17 protein-coding genes are annotated in these 18026 nt (G+C 72.1%); 5 read left to right on the top strand and 12 right to left on the bottom strand.

What is annotated here, in order from left to right; all coding sequences use genetic code 11:
- Nucleotides 1–2: 2 nt before the first annotated feature.
- Complete coding sequence (locus tag F603_RS0103865) at nt 3–1142, bottom strand: acyl-CoA dehydrogenase family protein (RefSeq protein WP_019544700.1); 1140 nt, start codon at nt 1140–1142, stop codon at nt 3–5.
- Between the two features lie 306 nt (nt 1143–1448).
- Between F603_RS0103865 and F603_RS0103860 the strand changes: the two genes are divergently transcribed.
- On the top strand, nt 1449–2996 hold the full coding sequence (locus F603_RS0103860; protein ID WP_019544699.1) for a class I adenylate-forming enzyme family protein: 1548 nt from the start codon (nt 1449–1451) through the stop codon (nt 2994–2996).
- A 2-nt stretch (nt 2997–2998) separates the two neighbouring features.
- Nucleotides 2999–3928, top strand: coding sequence for a cyclase family protein (locus F603_RS0103855; RefSeq protein WP_019544698.1), 930 nt, complete (start codon nt 2999–3001; stop codon nt 3926–3928).
- Nucleotides 3929–4001: 73 nt separating this feature from the next.
- On the opposite strand, the gene F603_RS0103850 is transcribed toward F603_RS0103855, so the two are convergent.
- From F603_RS0103850 to F603_RS0103825, 6 genes are all read right to left on the bottom strand, one after another.
- A complete protein-coding gene (locus F603_RS0103850; RefSeq protein ID WP_245600668.1) occupies nt 4002–5618 on the bottom strand; it encodes an AMP-binding protein in 1617 nt (538 codons plus the stop codon).
- 5 nt (nt 5619–5623) lie between these two features.
- Nucleotides 5624–6502, bottom strand: a complete 879-nt coding sequence (locus F603_RS0103845) for a cyclase family protein (protein WP_019544696.1) — start codon at nt 6500–6502, stop codon at nt 5624–5626.
- Nucleotides 6503–6772: 270 nt separating this feature from the next.
- Nucleotides 6773–7513, bottom strand: coding sequence for a FadR/GntR family transcriptional regulator (locus F603_RS0103840; RefSeq protein WP_037955142.1), 741 nt, complete (start codon nt 7511–7513; stop codon nt 6773–6775).
- A gap of 257 nt (nt 7514–7770) precedes the next feature.
- Nucleotides 7771–8112 (bottom strand): histone-like nucleoid-structuring protein Lsr2, encoded by a 342-nt coding sequence (locus F603_RS0103835; protein WP_019544694.1) that lies wholly within the window; start codon nt 8110–8112, stop codon nt 7771–7773.
- Nucleotides 8113–8508: 396 nt separating this feature from the next.
- On the bottom strand, nt 8509–8943 hold the full coding sequence (locus F603_RS0103830; RefSeq protein ID WP_019544693.1) for a DUF2267 domain-containing protein: 435 nt from the start codon (nt 8941–8943) through the stop codon (nt 8509–8511).
- A 122-nt stretch (nt 8944–9065) separates the two neighbouring features.
- Nucleotides 9066–9500: an Hsp20/alpha crystallin family protein gene (locus tag F603_RS0103825; RefSeq protein ID WP_019544692.1), complete on the bottom strand. Its 435-nt coding sequence runs from the start codon at nt 9498–9500 to the stop codon at nt 9066–9068.
- Between the two features lie 167 nt (nt 9501–9667).
- Here F603_RS0103825 and F603_RS0103820 point away from each other — a divergent pair, with 167 nt between their 5' ends.
- A complete protein-coding gene (locus tag F603_RS0103820; protein ID WP_019544691.1) occupies nt 9668–10327 on the top strand; it encodes a hypothetical protein in 660 nt (219 codons plus the stop codon).
- A gap of 260 nt (nt 10328–10587) precedes the next feature.
- Here the strand turns inward: F603_RS0103820 and F603_RS0103815 are convergent, their stop codons facing one another.
- The 3 genes from F603_RS0103815 to F603_RS0103805 all read right to left on the bottom strand — a co-directional run bounded on the left by F603_RS0103815 (nt 10588) and on the right by F603_RS0103805 (nt 14072).
- Nucleotides 10588–11328 (bottom strand): AroM family protein, encoded by a 741-nt coding sequence (locus tag F603_RS0103815; protein ID WP_019544690.1) that lies wholly within the window; start codon nt 11326–11328, stop codon nt 10588–10590.
- On the bottom strand, nt 11325–12986 hold the full coding sequence (locus F603_RS0103810; protein ID WP_019544689.1) for an OPT/YSL family transporter: 1662 nt from the start codon (nt 12984–12986) through the stop codon (nt 11325–11327). Before F603_RS0103810 ends, F603_RS0103815 begins: the two co-directional genes overlap by 4 nt.
- A gap of 102 nt (nt 12987–13088) precedes the next feature.
- On the bottom strand, nt 13089–14072 hold the full coding sequence (locus tag F603_RS0103805) for a DUF1177 domain-containing protein (RefSeq protein ID WP_019544688.1): 984 nt from the start codon (nt 14070–14072) through the stop codon (nt 13089–13091).
- 296 nt (nt 14073–14368) lie between these two features.
- Between F603_RS0103805 and F603_RS0103795 the strand changes: the two genes are divergently transcribed.
- Both F603_RS0103795 and pepE read left to right on the top strand, forming a co-directional pair.
- Entirely contained in the window at nt 14369–15172 is an 804-nt protein-coding gene (locus F603_RS0103795; protein WP_026328115.1) for an IclR family transcriptional regulator, read from the top strand.
- A 22-nt stretch (nt 15173–15194) separates the two neighbouring features.
- Nucleotides 15195–15929: a dipeptidase PepE gene (gene pepE, locus F603_RS0103790; protein WP_019544685.1), complete on the top strand. Its 735-nt coding sequence runs from the start codon at nt 15195–15197 to the stop codon at nt 15927–15929.
- 210 nt (nt 15930–16139) lie between these two features.
- Here pepE and F603_RS34965 read toward each other — a convergent pair whose 3' ends face one another.
- Nucleotides 16140–16301 (bottom strand): hypothetical protein, encoded by a 162-nt coding sequence (locus tag F603_RS34965; protein WP_019544684.1) that lies wholly within the window; start codon nt 16299–16301, stop codon nt 16140–16142.
- Between the two features lie 266 nt (nt 16302–16567).
- Nucleotides 16568–17935 carry an MFS transporter gene (locus F603_RS0103780; RefSeq protein ID WP_019544683.1) on the bottom strand — a complete coding sequence of 456 codons (1368 nt, stop codon included), beginning with the start codon at nt 17933–17935 and terminating at the stop codon, nt 16568–16570.
- Between the last annotated feature and the right edge of the window lie 91 nt (nt 17936–18026).

Here is an 18026-nt window from a genome sequence, read left to right as displayed (position 1 = left end):
GGCTATTCCTTCGGCAGGTTCAGAATGAGTCGGCTGATCAGGTTGAGCTGCACCTCGTAGCTCCCGGCCGCGATGCCGGCACCGAGCGAGTTGCGGAACTGCGCGTCTCCGAGGGCGCCTTCGACGAGGGCCTCGCTCCCCATGACGTCGAGCGCCAGGTCCCCGACCGCACGCTCGGCCTGCACCATGGCCGCGCGGGCCTGGTAGGCGTACGCGGAGGGTTCCCGCTCCTTGGCGCGCTCGTCGATGACGCGGTAGACCAGCACTCTCGCCGCCTCGCAGAGCGTCCGCGCGTGCCCGAACTGCTCCTGGACGCCCGTGTCCCGGAGCCGGCCGTGCGCGCGGCTCCACTCCGCGAGCCGGTCGAGGACGAGGGCGGCACGGGCGTAACGCGGCGCTCCGACGCGTTCGTAGGCGAGGGTGCGCCGTACGATCCGCCAGCCCTTGTTCTCCTCGCCGAGCAGGCAGCCGGCGGGGACGCGGACGTCGGTGAGGAAGAGCTCGTTGAACGAGTGCTCCCCCACGAGTCCTTCGATGCGCCGCACTTCGACTCCGGGGGTTCTCAGCGGCAGCAGGAACACCGAGATGCCGTCGCGGCCGTCGGCGAGTGTTCCGGTGCGGGCGAGCAGGAAGCAGTGGTCGGCGGCGTTGGCGTAGGACGTCCAGATCTTCTGGCCGTTGAGGATGTAGTCGTCGCCGTCGCGCACCGCGCGGGTGCGGAGCGCGGCCAGGTCGGTGCCGGCCTCCGGCTCCGAGAAGCCCTGGCACCAGAAGACCTCGCCGCGCGCGATGGGGGGCAGCAGGGTGCGCTTCTGCTCCTGAGTGCCGTACTTGATGAGCGCAGGACCGACCCAGTTGACGTTCATGTACTGCGGCCCGCGCGGCTCCCCCCGCTTCCACATCTCCTCGCCGAGGACGAAGTGCTGCCAGGCTCCTTGGCCGCCGCCCCCGTACTCCTCGGGCCAGTGCGGGGTCAGCCAGCCGCGGTCGGCGAGGCGGCGCACGAACCGCCGGGAGAAGTCCGTGTAGACGGCGCTGCCGAGGCCGGTCTCGGAGCGCTCCCACCCGCCGAGCTCCTCATCGAGGTAGGCGGAGAGCTCCTCGCGGAAGGCCGCGTCCGCCGGTTCCCACGAGGACTCCATCGGTCCCTCCCTGGCGCACGATCTCGGTACGGCTGCCGTGGCGAGGCACCGACAGGCCGCTTTTCAGTGCACTCTATTGCGGCGACCCTCGCGAGTCCAGAGGCCACCCGTCGCCGATCGACGAGGAGGCGGCGCGCAACGCACTTACTCCACCAGTGAGTTCGCCGACTAAACGCCGCCAGGCGCACCCCACGCCTCCGCAGGGAGAGGTGACACAGCAACGGGCTGTACAGCCGGAGAAAAAACAGTACCCTCAATAAGGGGGTGCGGTAGCACCCGCCGCAGCTCGACACGAGGAGCGACGCAGTGGGCGAGGACGTCACACTTCCGCACTGGCTCCGCACGCTCGGCAGCCAGCGACACGGCGAGAGCCGGCGCGCGCTCGCCGACGAGTCCGGCGAGCTGACCTTCGCCCAACTCCTCGACGCGGCCGAGAGCGTGGCGGCGGGGCTGCTGGAGGCCGGCGCACGCCCCGGCGACCGGATCGTCACGGCGATGGAACCGTCGATCCCGCACACCGCGGCCGTCCTCGGCACGCTGGCGGGGTCGATGGTCGCCGCCCCGCTCAACACACGTCTGACCCCGCCCGAGGCGCGCTCCTACCTCGCGAGGCTCCGCCCGGCGCTCGTGCTCGCCGACGCGGCGCACGCGTCGCTCGCGCGTGCAACCGGGCACCGCGTGGTCGAACTGCCCGCAGCCAGCGAGCCGTTGCCCGTCGCCGCGCGCCTCGCCCCGCTGCACGCCCGCCGCCGGCGCCTCGCGGGGCCCGACGAACACGCGCCCGCCATCATCTTCGGGACGGGCGGCACCACCGGCACCCCGAAGGGCGCGGTGCACACCCACCGCACCCTGTGGCTGTGGCTCAACGCGTGCGCACACGGCAACCCCCGCACACCCGACGACGTCGAGCTGTTCTTCTCGCCTTTCTTCCACATCACCCTCGGCACCAATCTGCTGGCGCCGCTGCTCGCCGGCGGGGAGGTGTGGGTCCAACGCCGGTTCGACGCCGAGGAGGCGCTCGCCGCGATCGACCGGGGCGCGAGCCGCCTCATGGGGGCGCCGACGATGTTCGCCGCGCTCCGCGCGCGACCGGAGTTCGCCACGGCACGCCGTGAGAACGTCACCGCGATCCGCTTCGGCTCGGCGCCCTCGACCGGCGACTTCGTCCACGGTCTGCTGCGCGACTTCCCGAACGCCCGCGTCCGCGCCGGCTTCGGAGCGACCGAGTTCGGCTCGGTGATGGGCTTCGACCACGAGGACCTGCTCGCCGGCCGGACCAGCGGCGTGGGCCGGCCGCTGCCGGGCGTGACCGTGCACGTCCTCGGTGCGGACGGCGCAGAGGCGCCGCCCGACACGGTCGGCGACCTCGTCGTCGAGTGCCCCTGGCGCACCCGCGGTTACTTCGGCCTCCCCGAGGAGACGGCGGCGACCTTCCGTTCCGACGGCGTCCATATCGGCGATCTCGCCTCGCGGAGCGCGGACGGTTGGGTCCACATCGCCGGGCGCCGGAAGGAGACGATCGTGACCGGCGGCGAGAACGTCCATCCCCGGGAGGTGGAGGAGGTCGTCCTCGACCATCCCGCCGTGGCCGATGCGATCGTGTACGGCGTGCCGGACGAATACTGGGGCGAACGCGTGGAAGTCGGCGCCGTGTCGGCGCCCGGCGCCACGGTGGAGCTCTCCGACCTCCGCGCGTATTGCCGCAGCCGACTCGCCGGCTACAAGATCCCCAAGACTCTGCGCCTGCTCAACGCGATCCCACTGACCCCGAACAACAAGCCGGACCGCCGGCGGGTGCGCGCCGACGCACTGGCCGCGGCCCGGGCCCCTTCTTCCGCACCACGAACGAGGTAGTCATGACGAGCGAGACCCGCCCCGACGTACGCACACTCGGCAAGCAGCTCAGCAACTGGGGGCGTTGGGGCCCGGACGACGACCGGGGCACCACCAACCTGATCACCCCGGACCTGGTGGCGGCTGCCGCGGCCCTCGTGCGCACCGGCTCCGTCTTCGACCTCGGCATCCCCCTGGACAGCAGCGGTCCCCAGACGGGCAGTTTCCGTCCCAATCCGATCAGGCTGACCTCCCAGACCGGGCATGGACAGGACTACCCCGGCGGTTTCCGGTTCTCCGACGACTACGTCTTCATGCCCCTCCAAGCGGGCTCCCAGTACGACGCGCTCGCCCACGTCCACTACGACGGCAAGCTCTACAACGGCCACCCGGCCACCGACGTGACCGAGACGGGTGCACAGCACTGCGGCATCCACACGCAGGCGAAGGGCATCACGGGACGCGGCGTGCTGCTCGACGTCGCACGGCAGCGCGGCGTCGACTGGCTGCCGTCCGGCGAGGTCATAGGACCCGACGACCTGGAGGCGGCGGAGCGCGCCGCCGGGGTGCGCGTCGGGCGCGGCGACATCCTGCTGGTCCGCACCGGCTGGTGGCGCAAGTACCAACGGGACGGCGACCGCGCCGAGTTCCTCTCGGGCGAGCCGGGCCTCGGCCTCGACACGGCCGCGTGGCTTCGCGAACGCGACGTCGCGGTGGTCGGCTCGGACAACCAGGGGGTCGAGGTGATGCCGGGCGAGAACCCCGACGGCCTCTTCGAACTGCACATGGTGCTCCTCCGCGACATGGGGCTCACCCTCGCCGAAATGCTCGACCTCGAAGAGCTGGCGGCGGACTGCGCCGCTGACGGCCGCTACGCCTTCTTCTTCGCGGGCCCACCGTTGAAGTTCACCGGCGCCAGCGGGTCGCCGGTGAATCCTCTGGCGATCAAGTAGGGGGAAGCAGCCGAGGGCTCTCCGGCGACGCTGCATCGTGCCCGTGCGGGCCTCCCGGTAGGCGTCGGGCGGCTCACTGCAGCCGGTTGCGCAGCTCCGCCTTGCGGACCTTCCCCGTGGAGGTCTTGGGTAGGTCGGAGAAGTGGATCTGCCGGGGCACCTTGAAGTGCGCCATCCGCTCCCGCAGCCAGTCGGTGAGCTCCTCCCCCGTCGCCTCCCCGCCGTCCCGCAGCCGGACGAAGGCCACCGGCACCTCTCCCCACCTCGCGTGCGGCTGCGCCACCACCGCCGCTTCGGCGACGGCCGGGTGGCGGCGCAGCGCGTTCTCCACCTCGATGGAGGAGAGGTTCTCGCCACCGCTGATGATGACGTCCTTGAGCCGGTCGCGGATCTCCAGGTACCCGTCGGGATGGCGCACGGCGACGTCGCCGGTGTGCAGCCAACCGCCCCTCAGCGCTGCCCTCGTGGCCTCCTCGTCGTCGAGGTAGTGGGACATCACCGTGTTGGAGCGGATGATCAGCTCCCCCGTGGTCCTGCCGTCGGCGGGAACGTCCTCGAAGGACTCGGTGACCACGCGCGCCGACTCCACGTTGACGGTGCGCACGCCTTGGCGGGCGAGCACGCTCGCCCGCCGAGGCGCGTCGAACCCCCGCCACTCCGGGCGCGGTTCGCACACGAGGGAGGGCCCGTAGGTCTCCGTCATCCCGTAGAGGTGCATGATGTCGACGCCGAGCGCGGTCATCGCCTCGATCGCGGTCGGCGACGGAGCGGCACCGCCCACCGCGAAGAGCGCCCGCTGCGGGAAGCGGCCACGGCGCCTGCCGCCGTGCTCGACCAGCGAGTCGAGGACCGCGGGCGCGCCGCACAGGTGGGTGACCCGGTGATGCTCCATGAGGTCGAGCACCCGTTCCGGTTCGACCTTCGGCAGGACGAGGTGCTCGGCACCGGCCGCCGTCACCGCCCACGTGTGGCACCAGCCGTTGCAGTGGAACATCGGCAGCGTCCACAGGTAGCGCGAGTCGGAGCGCAGGCCGGTGGAGTGGACCTGGCCGAGAGCGTTGAGGTAGCTGCCCCGGTGCGTGTACACGACGCCCTTCGGTCCGCCGGTGGTGCCCGAGGTGAAGTTGACGGCGAGCGGCTGCCGTTCGTCCGCCGGGAGGCGCAGCGTCGCGGGATCGGCGGCGCGGAGGCAGTCCTCGTAGGCGCCGTCGCCCGGTCCGAGGGTGAGCACCGCGCGCAGCGCGGGGAGTCTCGGCGCGGCGTCGGCGACCTTGTCGGCGAGCGAGGGGTCGACGAGCAGCACCTTGGCTTCGGCGAGCCGCAGCAGCAGTTCGTACTCCTGCGGGGCGAGGCGAGTGTTGAGGGCCACCAGTGCGCATCCCGCGCCCGGGACGCCGTAGTGCGCCTCCAGCAGCGGCAGGCCGTTCGGTGCGAGCACCGCCACCCGGTCGCCTGCCTCCAGACCCAACCCTCGCAGGGCTCCGGAGAGTTGCTCGGCGCGTGTGCGCAGCCGGGCCCAGGAGACGGCCTCGCCGGTTTCCGTGCGCACGCCGATGTCGTCGCCGCTGACGTCGGCCGCGCGGTGCAGGAAGCTCACCGGGCTGAGGGCGACGTCGTTGGCCGCACCGGGAAGCCCCTCGTCGGGACGCGAACTCTCCATCGTGGCCTGCCCTTCGTAGCCGTCCGACACGGGGTTCACACCACCGCGACCGGGCGCAGCGGTGACCCCGTGCCTCCGCTGATGGTCAGCGGCAGGCCGACGAAGAGGAACGTGGCGACCGCGTCGGCGGCGAGCGCCTCGCAGTCGACCCATTCCATGATGTGCACGCCGTGCTGTTGGAGGAGGAGTACGTGCACGGGCAGCGGGTTCCCCGGTGTCGCCGAAGGGCGCACCTCGAACGACATGGTGTCGGCGCCGACGTAGCGGACGCCCTGGGCGACCAGCCACTCGGCGCCGTCGAGCGCGACGCCGCTGCCGCCGCAGAGTTCGGCGATGCGCTCCACGTCGGGCCAGTACCTCATCTGCCCGGTGCGGACCAGCACGATGTCGGAGGGCGTCAGCGTCACCCCTGCCGCCTCGGCCGCGCGGCTGAGGTGTTCCTCGCCGATGCCGAACTCGGGTGGCAGCGCGTCGAGTCCGAGGGTCCGGGGTATGTCGAGCAGCACGCCTCGGCCGATGATCGGTGCGAGTTCGGCGGCGTCGTCGCGCCGGGCTCCGTAGTCGCCCAGCGCTTCGCCGGCCGGGACGGCGCCGTGCCACTCATCGTCGGCGCCGCAGGTGACGTGGCAGAGCGCGTCGATGTGGGTGCCCGTATGGAGGCTTCCCGACACCAGCTCGGAGACATAGCCGAACTCCGCCTCGTTGGCGGCCGGTTCGGCGAAGGGGAAGCGTCGGTCGACGCGCTGGCCGTGCGGCGAGTTGTAGGTGACCACCTCGAACCGCGGGTAGCCGCCGAAGGTCGGCATGTGCCGCCACCAGCCGGTGGAGAGGTCGTAGACGGTGCCCGCCGTGGGCGCGCGGAGGCTGCACAGCACGGAGGCCGCATCGGCAGGTCGGGAGGTGACGGGAGGCATGGGCAGGTCCTTGTCCTGTCGGGGAACAAGCTCGCCTTGACGGCAGGCGCGGGAGCGTGCTTGCCGGTGCCCCTGGCCGCCGAGACATTCAGGGTACTGTTTTATGCACGTCCACTGTCAACCACACGACAACTCCCGGGTCAGCGAGGCGCTTTGGATTGCGCTCACTTCCGGATGAGTGCACTTTTCTGCGGGGCTGTTTCCATCGCGCGTCGACAGTGGGCACGGAGCAGGCTCCCGCGCACACGGCTGCCCGCGTGCGAGAACCCCTCAGGGTTCCGCTTCGAAGAGTTCGGTGATCGCCTGGAGGTGGCGCCGCATACGGTGCTGCGCCAGCGCCGCGTCGCCGGAGACGATCGCGGCGACGATGGCCCGGTGCGCTTCGTGGGAAGCCTGGGCGGCCTCGTCGGAAGCGTCGCCGCTCGGGCCCTTCTCGTCCCACTTCTGCTGCACCATGTCCTGGTCGAGCTGGGCGAGGACCTCCACGAACAGCGTGACAGCGGGGTTCCCTGCGACTTCGGCGATCACCCGGTGCAGGTTGCGTGCGTGCCCCCGCGTCACTCCGCGGTCGAGCAACTGCCGCTCCGCGTCGAGTGCTTCGTTGAGCCGCTCGATCCCCGGCTCCGTCACGTTGCTGCTGGCGCTCGTCATCATGGCGAGTTCCAACGCCATGCGGGCCTCGAAGAGTTGGCGCCGATCGACGCCCGCGTGCCGGAGGTAGACACGGGCCGCATTGCGCACGACGCCCGGCTCCGGTTCGGTGACGACGAGGCCGCCACCGGGCCCCCGGCGCATGGCGGCCATCCGCTGGTGTTCCACCAGCCGCGCGGCCTCCCGGAATACGGCCCTGCTCACCCCGTACCGCTCCATGAGCTCCGATTCGGAACCGACCACGGAACCCACGTTCCAGCCGCTCTCCCAGATGTCCTGTTCGATCAGCTCGGCCACCTTTTCGGCGAGCCGCTGATTCCCTTTCTCAGGACCCCGGGAACCGCTCAGCCGCTCACTCATCGCTCTGTGGCCCCGTCCATTCATCGACCCGCTGGAACACCCGTTGAAGCGGGTCCATGGTAGCCAACACGGGCCGGTGCGCCGGGAATAGGAGGGGAAACAGCGGCCGGGTGCAGCCTACACGGCGGGGTGCACTACGCTCACGGCAGCAGTGGCGCCTGCGTTGCACGCCGGCTCCCCGCCGCGCCGTGCGTTTCGGTGCGCGTGCGCCGAGAGGGCTGCGGCTCCGAGAGCCCTGCGCCGGCCCGCGTCGCCTTTCAGTTCTTCTTGGCGTGCGCCTTTTCGTAGGAGGCCCTGACATTGGCCGGTACGCGACCGCGCTCACTGACTTCGAACCCCTGCTGCTTGGCCCACTCCCGGACCGTCGCCGAGTCGGCGGATGTGCTCGCCGCGGCCTTTCGGGCCGTCGGGGCCGACCTGCCACGCCTGCGTGCGGCGAGAATGTAGGGGTTGAGGAGGTTGGTCAACTTGTCGTGGTTCTCGGCGTTCAAGTCGATTTCGTATTCGCGCCCGTCGACACCGAACCGTACCGTCTTGACGTCGTCGGACTGATCTCCGGTCAGATCGTCGATGTAGATGGTCCTGACCTGTTTTGCCACGGTGTTCTCCTCCGCTGATGGGCTGCCCCTTTATAGCACCCCGAAGCAGCACGACGAACCGCGGACGGAGCGCAGAGGCCGAAGCAGTTGCACGAGCCGGAAGTGATTGCCAATCACCTCGGCTCGTTGCCCGTCCGCTCCGGCACAACCCGTTCCGAAGGCGCAGCATGGATCTCACGGGGCGGGTTTCGCGAACCGAAATACGCCTGTGGAATAGCGGAACTGCGGGGCGGCGCCTCCGCTTGTCGTTCCCCGCTCGGACAGGGGCTTCCGACGCAATGGGATTCCCCCGGCCGAAGAGGCCGGGGGAATCGGGTCCGCACCGCACGGACCATGCGATACGGGGAGAAGGAAGCACAGCGGGGCCCGACATCGCCCCAGGGGCGCGCCGCAGCTTCACGCGGGCTGCACGAGCTCCGCGCGCCCGAACAACAGGGCGTATCCGGGGCGGAGTTGGGCGAGGATGCGGTCGAGGAGGTCGCGGTCGGCGAGATCGGCGACGACCCGCAGCACGGAACCGACGTCCCAGCGCGTCCTGGCCAGGGTTCCGCCGGTACGGGTGGCGAGGTCCTTCACGAAGCCCCACCCGGTGAGCGGACGGATGTCGGGGACCTCGGCGACCAGGAGCTGCGCGGCCTCGGCCGGAAGGAGAGCGGCGAGCTCCCCGCGCTCCTCCCCCGTCAACTGCCGCCCGAGGCCGGCGAGCACGTCGCCGACGACCTGCTCCGCGCGCTCCACGTCGGCGTAGGCGCCGGCGCGGCGGACACGTTCGAGCAGCTCCGGATAGGCGGTGCGCGGGGTCGTCGTGGCGGGCTCGACCTGCATGAGCATCTACAGGACACCTTTCTCGCTATGGGGTTGTGGACGGGGCGGGGCGCCGGTTCGGCGTCCGCCCCGTCATGCGCGCGGACGCGGCGATCGCCGCGTCCGCGCCGTGATGCGTGTGGGGCCGTTCAGCTCTCGATCTGCTTGTGCTTTCCGCCGCCGATGCTGATCTTGCGCGGCTTGGCGCGCTCGGCGATCGGGATGCGCAGGGTGAGCACCCCTGCGTCGTAGTCGGCGGCGATCTGCCGGGTGTCGAGGGTGTCGGCGAGCACGACCTGGCGGGAGAAGGCGCCGAGCGGGCGTTCGGCGAGCTCCATCTGGACGCCGTCCCGGTCGCCTGCGGGACGGCGTTCGGCCTTGACGGTGAGCATGTTCCGCTCGACGTCGATATCGATCGCGTCGGGGTCGACCCCGGGGAGGTCGAGGGCGATGACGTATTCGTCGCCCTCGCGGTACGCGTCCATCGGCATCGCCGTCGGACGGGTCCAGGTGCCGACCGGGTCGCCGAAGAACTGCCGGCTCAGGCGGTCGAACTCACGGAAGGGGTCGGTGCGCATCAGCATCTGTCAACACCTCCATCGGCTACGGCACTTGCTGCCGCGGTGGGCGGCAACCTGCTTCTCTTGTAGCATGTCGTCGGAACGATGACAAACTCTCTCGTCGCTGTCCCGATGACACGTCGGCCCGGAAGCGGCGAGGTGCACTTGGAGCAGGAAGCGGGAGCGAGTCGATGAGTTCACCCGAGCAGCAGCCGACGCCGCGTTCCTTCGTCGCCGCCTCGGTCGCGCTGGGAACGATGGACGAGGCCGTGCGCGCCGCCCGGACCCCGCCCGAGGAGCGGCCGGCCGAGACGGAAGCCGCGGGCACGGCCGATTCGGAGCAGGCCCTCGCCGCTCTTCTGCTGCTGCGCCGGCTCCGCGACGAACTCGCCGGGTGGGAGCCGACGTTGATCGAAGCGGCGCGCGCGGCGGGCGCAAGCTGGGCGGAGCTCGCGCACCCGCTCGGCGTCGCCAGCCGCCAGGCGGCGGAGCGCCGGTACCTTCGCGTACGCCCCGGCAGGCCGGGCGACACCGGAGAGCAGCGCGTCCAGGACACCCGCAAGCGCCGGGCCGGCGACCGCGCCGTCGCGGCCTGGGCCCGCGGCAACGCCGCCGACCTGCGGCAGCTCGCGGCGCAGATCGCCACCCTCACCGGCCTGCCGGACGAGGCGTCCAGCCCCCTCGTCCGCGCCCTCTCCGTCGACGACCCGACCCACCTCCTCGCCCCGCTCACCGAGGCACGCCCCTACGTCGCGCCGCGCGACAGTGCCCTCACCCACCGGCTCGACACCCTGACCCGTCAGGCCGGCGAGCTGCGCGGCGACACGGGGGAACGGGGCGGCACGGTCTGACGGGGTACGCCCAGGGCCGGACGGGAGCCGGTCGGCGCTCGTCCGCGCCGACTGCGACGTGTGCGGCCGGAGCGGTGAGGGCCGGCGTGTCCGCGCCGCGCGCTGCCCCGGCCGACGGTAGCCGCGTCGACAACGCACCGTCGCACCGGACCAATCACCCCCGAAACAGGGTCAGTTGCCCACCCGTCGTACGGCCGCGCGCCCCGTCGCGAGTGAAGGGAGAGGTGAGCACAGCCCGTTGGGGCGAGGCCGGAGGAGTGTCAGCCCCGGCCAGCCGGGCCCACCGCCGTGGCCGCCTCCGCTGCCAGGCGGACCGCGAGGGCCCGGGCCAGGAGCGCGGGGCGGCCGGCCGCACGGGCGGCCGTGCGGCGCATCGGCTCCGTGTAGCCGATGCAGTCCAGGACGAGCCAGCGTGCCCCGCGGGCGGCCAAGTGCGAGGCAGCACGGGCGAGTTGCTCACCGGCGTCGGGCGCGTAGGGGTCGGCGGCCTCCGCGAGCACCCGTCCAGGCAGGAGCGCGGCCCAGCGGCGCGTGACGTCGTCCGCCTGCTCGGGCAGCGGGCAGACGACGCCCACTTCGGCGTCCCCGACGACCGCGCGCACCCCGCGCTGCACGAGCGGCTCCGCGTAGAGCACCGGCCGAGTGGCCGGAATCGGGGGGAAGTTGCCCGTGCACAGCAGCAGTGTCGCGCCCGCCCCGTCCGCCTCGCAGCGGGCGACGGCGTTCCGCATCCGCGGCGCCAGCGCCTCGTGGCCGAGGACGACGGAACCGCCGTCACGGAGCCGGGAGACGAGGGGAGGCTCGTCCGGCGCGGGGGCGAGGCGCGCGCGAGTGCGGGCGCCTTCCTCGCCGTCGAGGACGTCCCCGTCGAGGGCGCCGTGCTCGCGCACGTGGACGCCGCCGAGCAGGGGCGCGATGTCGCCGGCGAGGTCGGTGCGGGGCGCCTGCCCGATCGTGACGAGCCCCAGCGCGGGGGAAGTGGTGCAGGGGTCCACGGTCACACCGCCTTGTAGATCTGGCTTACGTCGTTGAGCGAGCTGCCCGCGACGAGACCCGCGCCGACGAGCGCCAAGTCGTTGTCGGCGGCTGCCTGTTGCCCGTCTCCGGAGTCCGCCCGGCGCTTCGCCCTGCGGGCGTAGCCGAAGCGGACGGCGAGCGCGGCGAGGACGAGCCAGCCCGCTTGCGGCGTCGCGACGAGGAGGCCCGTCGCCAGCAGGACGCCCATCTGGCGGGAGGAGCCGCCGAGGAGCTGGACGAGCGCGCCCGGGATCGCCCAGAGCGCCATCATCGTCAGCGCATGCGTGTCCGAGAGGCCGGCCTTGAGAGTGTCGACGTAGACCTGCGCCACCGGCGGCACCCGGCCGTCCTCGAAGAACGGCTTCCACGCGACGACCACGACGAGGATCGCGACGGCGAAGCCGACGAGCTGCGCGACGTACTGCTGGCGCCGCCCCGCCATCTCGTAGGGGTGCCAGGGCACGGCGTCCTTGCGCAGCAGCCAGCCGGCCTTGAAGTCGAAGCCGACGTCGGCGAACGCGGGCCCCGTGGAGGCGGCGTAGCCGACGAGGAGGGCGAGCGGCACCATCGGGATGCCGAGGACGAGCCCGAGGATCAGGAAGATCAGGGTCACGGCGAAGGCGGGGAACCACCCCGAGTGCATCGCCGCGAGCCCGACGATGAGCTGGTGCACGAGCGCCGCGACACCGGCGAGGAGCACCCAGCCGACGAGCCCGAGCCCGCTCATGTCGGCGAGGATGCCGCCGGTCAGGGCGACGAAGAGGGCGCCGACGAGGAAGAGCGCGAGCCCCTCCAGGAGTCCGCGCCGCAGTCGGCGGGCGTCGACGGTGCGCGTCTGCGGGTCGAAGGCGTCCTCGGCCTCCCGAGCGGGCTGCTGGTCCTTGCTCCCGCCGTCGCGCTCCCGCATCAGCCGGACGGCCTGCACGAGGGCGACCAGTCCCGCGCCGATCATCACGCCGTGCGGCACGTGGTTCGCCGAGAGGTCGGTGTCGAGCAGCGTCGGCGCGTACTGCGCGACGAGCAGGCCGACGCCGAACATCAGCAGCGCCCAGATGTTGCCGAGGAAGGCGACGCCGGCCGCGCTCATCGGGAGCTTGAAGAGCGAGCCGAGGAAGCCGACGACCGCGCTGACGCCGAGCATCCCCGCCTTGCGGCCGCCCTCGTCCCCCGCCTTGATCGTCTCGGCTGCCGCGATTCCGGCGGGCCAGGCGGCGGTCGCGGGCAGCAGCCGCGAGTCGAAGACGCGGTAGAGCACCCAACTGTCGACGGCGAGGCCGATGACCGCGCCGCCGAGCATCGGCCAGACCAGGCCGGGCTCGCCGAGCAGGAACGGCACCGCGATCGGCGTGACGAGCGAGTTGGCCGCGGCGAACGTGGAGCCGGAGATCGCCGACTGGACGAGGTTCTGGCGGTGCGGGTCGCGCATCCGCGAGAGCGTCGCGAAGGAGAGGCGCCCGATGAGCATGGCGATGAGTGCCCCGATCACCGAGGTGTTGGGGGCGATGCCCAGGGTGGTGATCAGGACGAGGCCGATCACGGCTCCCAGCACGGACAGCAGGACCGTCACGACGAGGGTGACCGGTTCGAGGGCTCTGGGGTGGGCCCGCCTCGCTTCCGGGGCGGGAGCTGGAGAGGTGCTCATAGGGGTCGTCTTTCGGGTGCGGTGCGCGTGGGGCGTACGCGGGGTGGGGGGTGCGGAGGAGCTGTTCGACCGCTCCCCCGCAGCGGCCGGGTGGCCCGAGGGTCAGTCCTCGGTCGCACCTGCCGTCGACTGGAGCCGGGTCATCGGCCCGTAGAGGTCGACGAGTCGGGCGAACTCTTCCGCGTCGTGGAAGCGGGCAGCCCCTCGTCCGTACTCCTTCGCCGCTTCGACGGCGAAGCGGCCGGCGGCTGCGATGTCGGTCTCGTGGCTGGCGCCCGTCGCGCAGCCGGCGACGGCCGGCCCGGTGGTCAGCGCGAGGCCGACGACGGGCGCCGACGTGGCGACGCACGGCTGCATGATCGAGTTGATGTGGTGGACGCCGTTGCCGTACGGGGTGATGTCCTGGGTGGTGATCGGCAGCACGTGCGCGTCCTCGCCCGTGACGGTCTCCAGGATGCCGAGCAGGTCGTCGCTGACCCGCAGGATCCAGCCTTCCTTGGCCGTCGGGGAAAGGGCGAGCCCGCGGTGGTTGAGGAGGCGGTTGCCCTTCGTGGTGTCGATCGAGACGACGGCGTCCATCGCTCCGTCGATCTCCTGACGGTTGCAGTCGAGGATGGAGACCGGGGAGTCCATGAAGGGCACCGGGTCGTGGGGGCGGGTCGGTGCGTCGGGGCAGACGTGGGTGCTGAGGATGACATCGCCGTCGAGTACGTCGCCGCGCCCGTACATGTCGAGCAGCTTCGACGTTGCGGCGAGCGCGGCGACGGCGCCGTCCGCGTCGGAGACGAGGCCGGTCCGCTCCGGGCGGGCGCCCACGCCGCCGAGGCGGCCGAGTACGCCGAGGGTGGGTGCGCTGCCGCCCGCGCGAGCACCGTCGCGGCCGGGGACGACGGCCTTCACGAAGTCCGTGCCGCCCTGCGCCCCCTCGATGCGGGTGACGGAGATCTCGACGCGGTCGGCCTCGGCGGTGCGGCCCGCCTGCTGCGCCGCCCGGTGGAGGACGTCGCGGAGGTGCGCGTCGAGGCTGTGCCCGTCGGCCTGCGGGCGGTCGAGGAGTTCGAGGACGTCCAGTACGTGCTTGAGCACCGTGGGCTCCTTGGGGTGGTGCGGTCGGGACTCGGACGGCGACGCCTTGGGGGCGATGCCCGGGCCGCCGCGCTGGTGGGCGACGGGCGGGGGCCGTGCGAGGGGCAGCGTCGTTGCTGCCGGGGTGATGCGGCTCCGGGCCGCGGGAGCCGTTGCGCCCTTCGAGGTGGCGCCCGGCATCGGGTGAGCGGCGGTGGCCGTCGGCCGATGCCGCCAGGTTGCTCCTCCGCGCTCCGCGAGAGCAACCTTTTCCCTATATGTGAGAAGCAGAGGTGGATACCGATAGGGTACGCCGGGTGACTACCGATCGAGGGGCTCCGCTGAAGACCGCGGACCGTACGCTCCAGGTGCTGCTCGCCTTCACTCACGACCGCGACGAGTGGGGGGTGACCGACCTCGCAGCCGAGTTCGGCTGGGACAAGTCCGTCACCCAGCGGCTCCTCGCCGCGCTCGCGCACCGGGGGTTCCTCGTCTCCGACGCCGTCACCCGGCGCTACCGGCTGGGGCCCGCCGTGTGGCACATGGCCACCGCCTGGGAGCGGCACGGCGGGATGGCGGGGCTGGTGCGTCCGGCGCTGCGGGAGCTCGCCGCGGAGAGCGGGGTGACCGCGCTTTTCGCCGTGCCCGACGGCGCCCACCTCAGGTGCGTCGACTCGGCCGACGGGACGCTCGGACCGCTGCGGACCTACCGCCTCGCCGAGGAGCTCTACCCGGGGCACGCGGGCGCCACCTCGCGCGCGTACTTCGGGATGCTCGCGCCGGGGGCACGCGCCGCCGCCCTCTACGGTCGCCCGATGGCCCGTTTCAGCGAGCGGACCGTCACCGACCCTGCGCAGTTGGAGGAGCTGATGTGCCGGGTGCCGGCCGACGGCTACGCGTACTCCGAGGGCGAGTACGACCCCGCGACGGCGGGGCTCGCCGTGCCCGTCGTGGTGCGCTCGCAGCCGGTGGGCTCGCTGACCCTCGTCGGGCCGCACCGTCAACTCGCCGACGACCGCGAGGAGTTGCTCATACCGCTGCGCTCCGCCGCGGAGGGTCTCGGTGAACTGCTCACCCCTCGTCGGGTCCGGGGCCGAACCCCCCGGACGTCCCGCAACTGAAGAAGAGAAAGGCCGGAACACCGTGAAGCTGCTCTTGCTGTCGAACTCCTCGGCCCCCGGACGGGGTTACCTCGACCACGCGCGGGAGGTGGTCGCCGAGCACCTCGGCGGCGTGCGCGAACTGCTCTTCGTCCCGTACGCGCTCGCCGACCACGACGCCTACACCGCGAAGGTCGCGGCGTTCATGGGCGAGTTGGGCGTGCGGGTGCGCGGCCTGCACGGCTCGGGCGATCCCCGTGCCGAAGTGGCCGCGGCCGAGGCGGTGTTCGTCGGCGGGGGCAACAGCTTCCGGCTGCTGCGGGCGCTCCAGGGGCACGGCCTCGTCCCTGAACTCGCCCGGCGCGTACAGGAGGACGGAGTGCCGTACATGGGGTCGAGCGCCGGGACCAACATGGCCTGCCCGACGCTGCGGACCACCAACGACATGCCGATCGTCCAGCCGACGTCGTTCGGGACGCTGGGGCTCGTCCCGTTTCAGATCAACCCGCACTACCTCGACCCGCAGCCGGGGAGCGCGCACATGGGCGAGACCCGTGAGGAGCGGCTCACCCAGTTCCTCGAGGAGAACGACGTGCCCGTCCTCGGCCTGCGCGAGGGCACCTGGCTGCAACGTCGCGACGGCGTACTGGAGTTGGGCGGCACGTCGGCGGGTGCCCGGCTCTTCTCCGCGGGGGCCGAGCCGGTCGAGTACGCGCCGGGGGCCGACCTGAGCAGCCTGCTCGCGGTCGCACCGCGGTTCGACCACCGCCTGGGCTGAGGGCTCGCAGGGGCGCGTGGTCGTGCGGCGAAGGGCCGTCCACGGGACCGGAGTTCGCGCGCCGCCTCGTCCGAGCGCCTCCGGCACGCCACCGCGGGCAGCCAACTGCGTTCGGGCGAGCGGGGAGATACCCCCGGGGGCGGAACGACGCGTCGACCGCCGCGCGGGACATGGTCGCGTCGCACGCGGTCGGCTTCGCCTCCGGTGCCTTCACCGCCGCCCGCCGCCGACGGTGCCGTCACCCGCGAGCAGAACCAGCGCCTCATGCTGGCCCAACAAACGCTCGTCGAGCGGCTCCTCCCCCAGCTCGACGCGCCCGGGACGTTCGGCGTCCCGGACGAACTGCACCGCGCTGCCGGTGCTCTCCGCCACCGCGGGGACGAGGGCTGACGGCGCATCGTCCCCGCAGGGCGGATGTCCGGACGCGGCGCCCCGTGCGGAGGCCGCTGCCGGGCGGGGCGGGCGATCCCGCTCACCGTCTCACCCGGCAGACGGCCGTGGCAGCCCCTGCGCCCGACGTGCGTCGTTGGCCGGGAGCGGCAGCCGGGGCTCTCCGTCCACGGGGCGCCTGCCCAACGGGCCGTGCGAAGCCGCGCGTTGGCACGCCGTCCGGCAGCCGCCGCCGGACGATGTGCACGTCACACCGCCGAGGGCTCGGTCTCCTCGGCCGGTCCCCGTGCCGAGGCGAGGCGGGCGCGGCGGGTGCTGGCTCCGAAGAGGGCGAGCACGACGGCGCCGACGACCCAGGTGCCCGCGATGAAGAAGAAGACGCTCTGGTATCCCGTGCTGTTGTAGAGCGCCGCGATGACGAGCGGGCCCGCGGCGTTGGAGAGGCGGCCGAGGCCGTAGGAGATGCCGGTGCCGAGGGAGCGGCCCCTGGTGTCGAAGAGCTCGGGCGAGTACGCGTAGGCGAGGGCGGTGTAGCCGCGCTCCAGCATGTTGACGGCGAAGCCGAAGACGATGATGAAGACGGGGTTGAACGTCAGCCCGTACAGCAGCCCGCAGACGGCGATGGCGAGGCCGAAGACTACGAGGCACCACTTGCGCTCGAAGCGGTCGGTGACGAGCGACGCGACGTAGGAGCCGAGCGGTGCGCCGACCGTGGTGAGCGCGATGTAGAAGATCGACTTCTCGACGCTGAAGCCCTCCTTGGCGAGCAGCGTCGGCGCCCAGCTCGAGTACCCGAAGAAGCCGATCGTCTGGGTGACCCACAGGACGGTCAGCACCAGCGTGGGCACGAGGTACTTGCGCTGGAGGAGCAGCTTGAGCGGGGCCTTGGTCTGCGGGGCCTCGTCGACGGGCGGGAGCGGCTCGGGCAGCGGCCCCTTCTCCGCCTCGACCTGTGCCTCGATCTCGCGGAGGGTCGCCTCGGCCTTGTCGTACTCGCCCTTGCTCTCGTACCAACGCGGCGACTCCTTGAGGCGCCGGGTGAAGGCGAGGAAGAGGATGCCGAGGGCGCCCCAGAGGAAGACCAACCGCCAGGTCCAGTCGGCGAGCGGCACGACGAGACTGGCGATGAGGCTGGTGACAGGGGTCCCGCAGATGCCGATGACGATGGCGTACGCCTGGTACTTGCCGCGGACGGCGGAGGGGTAGAGCTCGCTCACGTAGACCACGGCGACGACGGTCATCGCGGAGAGCCCCGCCGAGGTGAGGACGCGGAGGACACCGAGCGACAGGATGTCCCAGGCGAAGGAGGAGAGGAGCGAGAAGGTGCCGAAGAAGACCGTCGTGAGGGTGAGTGCCTTCTTCCGCCCCAGCCGGTCGGCGATGCGGCTGGCGACGACCGAGCCGATGAACATGCCGACGAAGGAGAGCGAGGTGACGTAGGCGACCTGGTCGACCGTGACGTCCCAGAGGGTGATCAGGCGCGGGGCGGTGACGGCGAAGCTGTTGATGTCCGCGAACTCGAAGAAGTACGCGAAGGCGACGGCGACGAGCGTCACTTTGTGGAAGCGGGATATCGGCAACCGGTCGAGCCGGTGCGCCGCGTTCGGATGTGCCATGGCAACGCCTTCGGTGAGGGGAGGGCGGCGGTCTCGGCGCAGGCGCGGGCGACCGCCGTCGCGGCAGGTGGGACGGGCGGCGGCGGGACGG

The sequence above is a fragment of the Streptomyces sulphureus DSM 40104 genome (assembly GCF_000381025.1).
Taxonomy (GTDB): domain Bacteria; phylum Actinomycetota; class Actinomycetes; order Streptomycetales; family Streptomycetaceae; genus Streptomyces; species Streptomyces sulphureus.
Note: the sequence above shows the minus strand (reverse complement) of the source record. Positions and strands in the feature narration are given on the sequence as shown.

Coding starts and splice junctions, on each gene's coding strand:
- F603_RS0103865 (WP_019544700.1), bottom strand. CDS start 1,142: ATGGAGTCCTCGTGGGAACCGGCGGACGCGGCCTTCCGCGAGGAGCTC.
- F603_RS0103855 (WP_019544698.1), top strand. CDS start 2,999: ATGACGAGCGAGACCCGCCCCGACGTACGCACACTCGGCAAGCAGCTC.
- F603_RS0103845 (WP_019544696.1), bottom strand. CDS start 6,502: ATGCCTCCCGTCACCTCCCGACCTGCCGATGCGGCCTCCGTGCTGTGC.
- F603_RS0103840 (WP_037955142.1), bottom strand. CDS start 7,513: ATGAGTGAGCGGCTGAGCGGTTCCCGGGGTCCTGAGAAAGGGAATCAG.
- F603_RS0103830 (WP_019544693.1), bottom strand. CDS start 8,943: ATGCTCATGCAGGTCGAGCCCGCCACGACGACCCCGCGCACCGCCTAT.
- F603_RS0103825 (WP_019544692.1), bottom strand. CDS start 9,500: ATGCTGATGCGCACCGACCCCTTCCGTGAGTTCGACCGCCTGAGCCGG.
- F603_RS0103820 (WP_019544691.1), top strand. CDS start 9,668: ATGAGTTCACCCGAGCAGCAGCCGACGCCGCGTTCCTTCGTCGCCGCC.
- F603_RS0103810 (WP_019544689.1), bottom strand. CDS start 12,986: ATGAGCACCTCTCCAGCTCCCGCCCCGGAAGCGAGGCGGGCCCACCCC.
- F603_RS0103780 (WP_019544683.1), bottom strand. CDS start 17,935: ATGGCACATCCGAACGCGGCGCACCGGCTCGACCGGTTGCCGATATCC.